The 7,194-nt window shown below is 43.9% G+C and carries 6 protein-coding genes; 1 reads left to right on the forward strand and 5 read right to left on the reverse strand.

Annotated features, from left to right (window positions below; translation table 11 throughout):
• Positions 1–616 precede the first annotated feature (616 nt).
• From ACFO4R_RS09755 to ACFO4R_RS09770, 4 genes are all read right to left on the reverse strand, one after another.
• Positions 617–937 (reverse strand): hypothetical protein, encoded by a 321-nt coding sequence (locus ACFO4R_RS09755; protein ID WP_379788925.1) that lies wholly within the window; start codon positions 935–937, stop codon positions 617–619.
• A 274-nt stretch (positions 938–1,211) separates the two neighbouring features.
• Positions 1,212–2,114 (reverse strand): hypothetical protein, encoded by a 903-nt coding sequence (locus ACFO4R_RS09760; protein WP_379788926.1) that lies wholly within the window; start codon positions 2,112–2,114, stop codon positions 1,212–1,214.
• A 66-nt stretch (positions 2,115–2,180) separates the two neighbouring features.
• Positions 2,181–3,692: a DUF6630 family protein gene (locus ACFO4R_RS09765; RefSeq protein WP_379788927.1), complete on the reverse strand. Its 1,512-nt coding sequence runs from the start codon at positions 3,690–3,692 to the stop codon at positions 2,181–2,183.
• A gap of 574 nt (positions 3,693–4,266) precedes the next feature.
• The gene (locus ACFO4R_RS09770; protein WP_379788928.1) at positions 4,267–4,815 is read right to left on the reverse strand and encodes a GNAT family N-acetyltransferase; all 549 of its coding nucleotides are present in this window, start codon (positions 4,813–4,815) and stop codon (positions 4,267–4,269) included.
• A gap of 538 nt (positions 4,816–5,353) precedes the next feature.
• Between ACFO4R_RS09770 and ACFO4R_RS09775 the strand changes: the two genes are divergently transcribed.
• Positions 5,354–6,637: a hypothetical protein gene (locus ACFO4R_RS09775; protein WP_379788929.1), complete on the forward strand. Its 1,284-nt coding sequence runs from the start codon at positions 5,354–5,356 to the stop codon at positions 6,635–6,637.
• A gap of 357 nt (positions 6,638–6,994) precedes the next feature.
• Here ACFO4R_RS09775 and ACFO4R_RS09780 read toward each other — a convergent pair.
• The coding region (locus tag ACFO4R_RS09780) for a hypothetical protein (protein ID WP_379788930.1) at positions 6,995–7,194 on the reverse strand (200 nt) is incomplete at its 5' end.

The following is a 7,194-nucleotide window of genomic DNA, read 5'->3' on the forward strand; positions in this document are numbered from 1 at the left end:
AGTTGAAATTTTGTTTGAAATTCCAACTTTTTTTGCTTGTTTTTTCTCATTTAACTCAGAAACTCAGGAAACACCGCACAAAGACACAACATGTTCTTTTTATCGTTTTGAAAATACATAAAGTTTGTGAAACGAACGGTTTCAAGTACTCCTTTCCTCCGTACGAAAACCGATTCAAGCTTATTTTGTGAATCATGAGATATCTTCTCAACTATTCTCTAATAGAAGTAGGGATATATCTGTTTTTCAACCCACGAAAATTCGTTTTCTCTTCTATGGGTCACAGATTGTTTATATCTACAATTCAAAGGAAGAATAGTATTAAGGCAATGCCGCACAAATGCGAAATTTTGATTTTTTTATGGAGTTGTAAAAAATAAAATTCTTTCAAATCAATGCGTTTAAGAGATTCATCATCCCTTTAAAAGTGATATTACGATGATTTTTTGAATTATGCGGTGTTTTCTTAAAACTTCCCTCATTTGTACTGTTTTCCGCCTCAAATTCCGGTTATACAAAATACATCATTACCCAAAAATACTTTTGACGATCACTTTTTGTATCGAGGCCGATGCTACATACTTTCAAATGACACCGAACTGCAAACCGGATCCGCTTATCTATATCTCTTTGTCCTCTTTTTCGCCCTCCACACACCATAACCGCACAGAGCATAGTAGATTAGGAGAAAAAGCCCGACATAAAACTCCACTCCCGTTGTCGTATCCCTGCCAAAAGCGATGAGGTAGAGCGTGGGCGATATTCCGACCAAGGTTCCGATCAAAGAGCCCATGCTGAGCAAAACCCCCGCCGTTACCAAAAACAGAGCAAAAAGGGCGGCGGTAGCTTCTATCGAACCTGTCCCCAGCATAAATGCGACCCATATCAGAAACACCAAAAAGAGAATCGCCGGAACAAAATACACAGCCTTCTTCATTTCTCCTCTTCCTCCCTTATACTATTATCTGTTAAAATTGACAATTTGAGTACCTTGGAGCATATCCTCCTCCAAACTGTTTTTCGTGGATGATATATTCCGTATACCCGGTATTTCAATCGGAGAATAGTATTAACAAGTTCCTCATCTCCATAGGTACGGTCCGCATCGACAGCTTGTGTACATCGGCGAAACGGTTTTTCGTGTTTGTAGAAGGGCACTTCCATACCTTGACCCTAGAACAGGATAATCCCGATCCCTCAAGACCCTTCTCCTACTGCAACCGCTCGCCCTTCAACAGGATTTGCACCGAACCCGCTACCCTTTCGAACTCCTCCAACAACTGCAAGCGTTTCGGAGAATCCTCATTATAGAGGTCCGTACTGCCCAGGATCTCGAAATAACAGTCCTCCTTCTTGAAGACGTAGAAATAAAACTCGTGCACCTCCCCTATCGCATAGAGTTTCATATACAACCTTCCGTCCTCTACCATCCGATACCCGCGCTTCCACGTCCTGCCGCAACAGAGATAACATCTGTCCGTGATCTCGTCCTCACTGAAACTTCCGTACTTGTTCCCGATGCTCAGATGGATCCTGTTGTCATGGTTATCGTGCTCCACATAGACTCTATCGTAAAGTTTATAGGGATGTTCCAAAAGTTCATACGCGGAGATATCGATCTTGTAACGCAAGAGTGCCCCGTCTTCCCCCGGGAGTTCGAAGGTTCTGTACACGGAAGGTCTCCTTCCGTGCAAGAGTCCTCTTATCTTCTCCGCATCCTCATCCGAAAGGTCCGCTCCTACCTCCAATTCAAAAAAGGTGTCGATTCTGTAGCCCGTCTCCTCATCCGGTTTCATCTCCTGAACAAGGCAGATGTCTTCCTTCCGTGTTATTTTAAGGCAAGAAAATACAAGGCTGAATTCTCGAAGACTTTTGAAACCGAACTCCTTCCAAAACTCATACTCCTTCTCCTCATAGAGATAAGGGGCGGTCTCGGACCTTTTCAGCCCGTCTTTGATCATATGCAGGAACTCGGCGGTACCGATAGTGCTTTCGCCCCTTGCAATCGGTCTCAACACCGCCGGAAGGAGCTTGAACTTGTCAACTGCCTGTGCCGCTGCGATATAGCCCCTCTTCCTGTTGTAATATATCCGAACGACCGCTTTTGACTTCATCGCTCCCCTCTCCTTTTCCAAATAACAACGGCTTGTTTGTATCCTGTGCTTGTCATTTCGTATGCCCTAATAGAACACCTTATATCCCTCGATCTCTATGCTTTTTTCCGCTTCTTCCATCAGTTCGACAAATTTCTCGCTATCCCTGCTCTTCACAAGTCCGAAGACAAAGAACTCTTCCTCCTTGTCATCGATACAAAAGAGTAGACTCCCCCTCTCCCGAATCAGATCGGCATACGCCGTTACCCTGTCGTAGACCGTCGCCTCCCCGTCTTCATCAAGCAACCGGTCATCCAACGTCCTGCCATCGATGACCGAATTTTCAAGAAGGTCCGCCATCCCCCTCTTGTCGAGAAGGTGGTAGAGACTGTAATGGATGTCTTCCTCCCAGTCGAACTCGGCGAGGAAGTCGTTCTTATAGAGATAGGAATCGATCAGTTCTTCTCCCGTAATCTTCATCATTGCTTCTTCAATGTCTTCTACGCCGAACAGAGGATAGAGTGTTTTCGCCATCCTCCTCAGCTTCGTTTCTCTATGCAATTCATCCCTATAGGCAAGCTTCAAATCCGAAGAAAAGGGACAAAGTATCATCGGTCCCTCCGAAAGACCTTCCTGATCTTTCTTCCCGCATAAAAACAAAATGGAAGTCGAAAACCCTCCCCTCTTCCATATCCACAGGTTTTCTCCCCTTCTTTGTGCCTGTCTTTGGAGGTCTTCGATCAAAGCAAAACGATTCTCATAGTCCGTACTGTCCAAAACATACAAGTCTCCCGCTTCCATAATCAGACTCTCGAAGGTAGCGCCTTTCAAATTCAGTACCGCAGTTCTCTTCCGCAAAAGTTGCTCCACCAACGCATCAAAACTCTTTGCCCGATGTGCCTGCGGATAGTCGTTCTTCTTCTCGGTATTCAAAGCGAAATACTGGTTGAGGCTCTCATAGAGCCCCCCGCCTTCAAAGAGACTGTCCAAGACTTGGATCGGCTTGTCATAACCCTTCTGCTTTATAGAAGTCATCGTCATATACTTGAGGAAGGAGAACAGGATATAAAATGATATTTGAAGCTCCGAGGTGTCCCTGAGGCTGAACTTCGGACCACGGCTTTTTCGAATGATCTCCGCCCTGTTCTCCGATTCGGATTCATCAATCGTATTCTCCTTCCAATCGAGACTCTCACCCACCAAACTCAGATAGTAGTTCTTCTCCTTGGAGCTGTGATAAAAGACCAGTTGTGGAGGCAGCAGGCACACCCCTCCTTCCATGTCTCTTACACACATGTTTATATAATCCGCACCAAAGACGACCGTGACCGTATCGACAAGAGTCGGGGGATGGATCTTGGTAAGAAGTCCCCAGGACTGCACCTGCGAAAGGATCTTCGGGATCGAAAAACTGACGACATCCTCTTCCTCTAAAGTCCCCACCTCGTGCATTCTCTGTGCAAACAGAATGATATTGCGAGCATAGTCGAAGGCAAACTCCTCCTCATACGCCTCCCGTCCTTCTACCTCAAACTCTCTGTAATAGATGAGGGGAATCTTCGTCCTTTCCTTCCTCTTGAACAAATCGAATACTCCCATACTTCCTCCTTTCCAAACTCTATCCTGTTGACTTGAATTTCGGGCGAAAACAGTGTCTTGATCGGTTTTGTGATCCTCACTCGTCATCCAAATCGCTTGCATTAAAATATCTTTCCTGTTCCTGATATCACAACAGGATCCGGAATTTAAACAAAATGCCTCTCCCTTCACCACCTGTCATCCGTCGGGAAAACTCATCGCAAAGATAAGAAAGTCCCTCATCACCGTTTTGTACTATTTTCTTTTAAAATTCACAGGTTGAATGCTTTGACCTGCCTTTTTCAAAATTGTTTTTCGATAATGATATATTCTATATACCCGACATTTCAAATGGAAAATAAGGCAATCCCGCATCCTTTGAAAAATCAGACCAAACCCTGTTTTTTCAGGTAAATATATTTTCCAAAGTATTTGTTTTACACGATTTTTGTATTTCGTAAACCAACGGAAAAATTATTTGGTGCCTTTGTGCGGTATCTCCATTATACTGTATTTGAACGGTTCATACCGATGAGCTGTACCTATGAACTGTTTTTATGATTTGTAGGACGGATGTTTCTTCAAATTTTACTTCCTACCTTTCATCCGAAAGGATGGAGTAATAGCTTGCGTCGCAGATTCCCGTATTGTTCCAATCGCAATGTCTCAACGTCCCCTCGTACTTCATTTTGCACTTTTGCATAACCTTGCCCGAATTGGGGTTTTGCGGATCGTGCCTTGACTGGATACAGGTGTAACCGACCTCATCGAACAAGAAGTCGATCACCGCCTTCAAAGCCTCCGAGGTGACCCCCCTCCTCCACCAACTTCGCGAAATACAGTAGCCGACATGGGCAAGCTCCGCCTTTTCGTTTTGCCTGACGACACTGATACTTCCGATCGGCTCCATAAACTCTTTGGGAACAATCGCCCACTGATAGAAGTCCTCCTTCTCATACATCCCCGTCCACTCTGCAAGGACCTCCCTCGTTACCTCGACATCCTTATGTGCCGGCCAAATCAAATAAGCGGTAACTTCCTCATCCGAAGCCCAGTTATCGAACATCATCTGCGCATCTTCCATCTCAAACCTTCTGAGTATCAATCTCTCGGTTTCCAAGCGTCGTGTTCCTCTATGTTCCATATCCTACCTCCAAACATAACAAATGATAACTCTATTTTCCATTCTTCCGACTCCAAGCAAAATACACCTGACCGAAGGATCTCCGCAATCATACTTTGACATAATTGAAAACCATGAATGTTCTTCTCGTTGCACATTTCCTCTACAATCACGATCTAAATCTATTGTATCAGAGCCACCCTACTCTATCAATCTTTTCCGTCTCAGACTCCTATTTGATGAAAAGACCGAATGCGATAAGTGACGGAGCTTTTTCAATCAGTATCCTACAATCTCCCTCGAGTGCCTATATTATATTGGAAGTCTTCCTTCTTTGTGATATAATGGTAATACTATTTCAGCTCCGGGGTTTACAAGGACTGAAAGAGAGTTGTTTAGTACTGTTCTCCGATCGAAGAGTCGTAATACCGCACCTTCAGAGGCGAAAATTGTTTCAGTTCCCTTATAATAAGGGGAAGGACTTTCGATTGTTCTAACGGATAACGGTACAGATTCCTTCACAAGAAAGCCGGAGAAATCGCGGACAGGAGATCGTAAGATGAATATTGTAAAACTCAACCTTTTGAATCCTCAACAGGAGATCCCAAAAATCACATATCGTCCGTTTAAGACCTACGGTTCCAATGTCTACCTCGAAAAGATCCTTTCGTCCAAAACCCAGGAGTGGACAGACGGAATCTACGAATTGTCGATGGAGACCCATGAGATGCAGCGCATTGACGTCGGCAGACAGGTTCAGGATCCGTTCCTCTTCGATATGGAGATCCCCTATACCCTCTCCGATGTTGTCAAGCTCTCCAAGCACTCGAAGATCTATTTTTCTCTGACTACACAGACCGTCGACACCGTGTCCATCACCTTTTATGAGATTGATCTCGACACCAGGGAGCAGACACCCATCCTGACCTTTTCCTTCGAGGACGAGGAGCTTGAGTATCTGGGAATGGAGATGCTCGACGACGGTTACTTCTTCTTTCGGCTCAACGAGTACAAGGACGATGATACGATGGACTTCTTCGATATCGTCCACCTTGTCGATGTCAAGGAAAAACAGTTCTACCGTGTATATGATCCCGTTGTGCGTATGACCTTCGGCGAAAAAATCGTCTTTCACAACGAGAAAGGCTCCCACATGATCGTAGAGGAGTCTTATCTTACGGAGGCGGAGCAATTTGAGTTTCTCACCTCGAGAGACTTGGAACTTGCCATCGAGGTGCCCAAGGACTTCTCCGAGAACTTTGTGCACAGAAACGCGATCTACCTCATCGACTTCGATACGTTCTTGAGCGAGATAAAGGCGGGTGCCCGTTCGCTCTCCTACGAGACCCTAGACAGCATCTACATGGACGGTCTGATCCGTATCATTGGAGAATCCGACGACTGTATCTACTACAAGCAGAGGGTCTACGACTTTGTGCTCAAACAGCACAAGGACTTTATGTCCCGGATGATGCTCGGCAATGAGATCATCCTCGAGTTGAACAAGAACACTCTGGAATCCAAGGTGATTGCCAAGGAGCACTATCCCAATAATATCTTCGTGAATGAGAAAGGCAGCTATAAGGCGGTGGAGACCGAAGACACCATTGAAGTTGTTCATTTGAAAAGTCAAAAGAGTATCCTGAAGTATTCCAAACTGCCCGCCTTCTACGAGGTGGAAGAGTTTCGTGACTATGCCGGAAACTACCTGATCATCCACTGTTGCGCAAAGTATGCAAACGATATGGAATATATCAAGATCGTCGATACTGCAAACAACAACGAGCTTGTCGATGTCGTGAACGACTATTTCATCCTTAACGATATTATCTTTACCATATAAAAAACTATTTCCCCGTCAGGAAATAGTTTTTTTGTTCGGTGTTATTACTGTTCCCTATTTAAGAAACACCGCATAATTCAAAAAATCATCGTAACCTCTCTTTTAAAAGGATGCTGAATTGCTTAAAAGCATTGATTTGACAAAATTCTATTTTTTACAAATCCATAAGAAAATCAAAATTCTACCTTTGTACGGTATTGCCTTTATACTATTATCTATTAAAATTGACAGATTGAGTGCTTTGGAGCATATCCTCCTCCAAACTGTTTTTCGCAGATGATATATTCCGTATACCCGACATTTTAAACGGAGAATAGTATCCGTTTCATCTTCATTGAAGCGGACCACAATCTCATACTATTTTTCAATAGAAGTGTGGATATATCTATTTTTCGATGACGAAAAACTATGTTGTCTTCTATGGGTCACAGATTGTTTATATCCACTATTCAAAAGAATAGTAGTATCATAAGTGGTCTTTCCAATCTCCTGAGTTTCTGAGTTAAAAACAGAAAGAATGCCCGTTTTAGTTGGAATTTCAATAAAATCGGGATATT

It is taken from the genome of Filifactor villosus (genome assembly GCF_042652965.1).
GTDB classification, from domain to species: Bacteria; Bacillota; Clostridia; order Peptostreptococcales; family Filifactoraceae; genus Filifactor; species Filifactor villosus.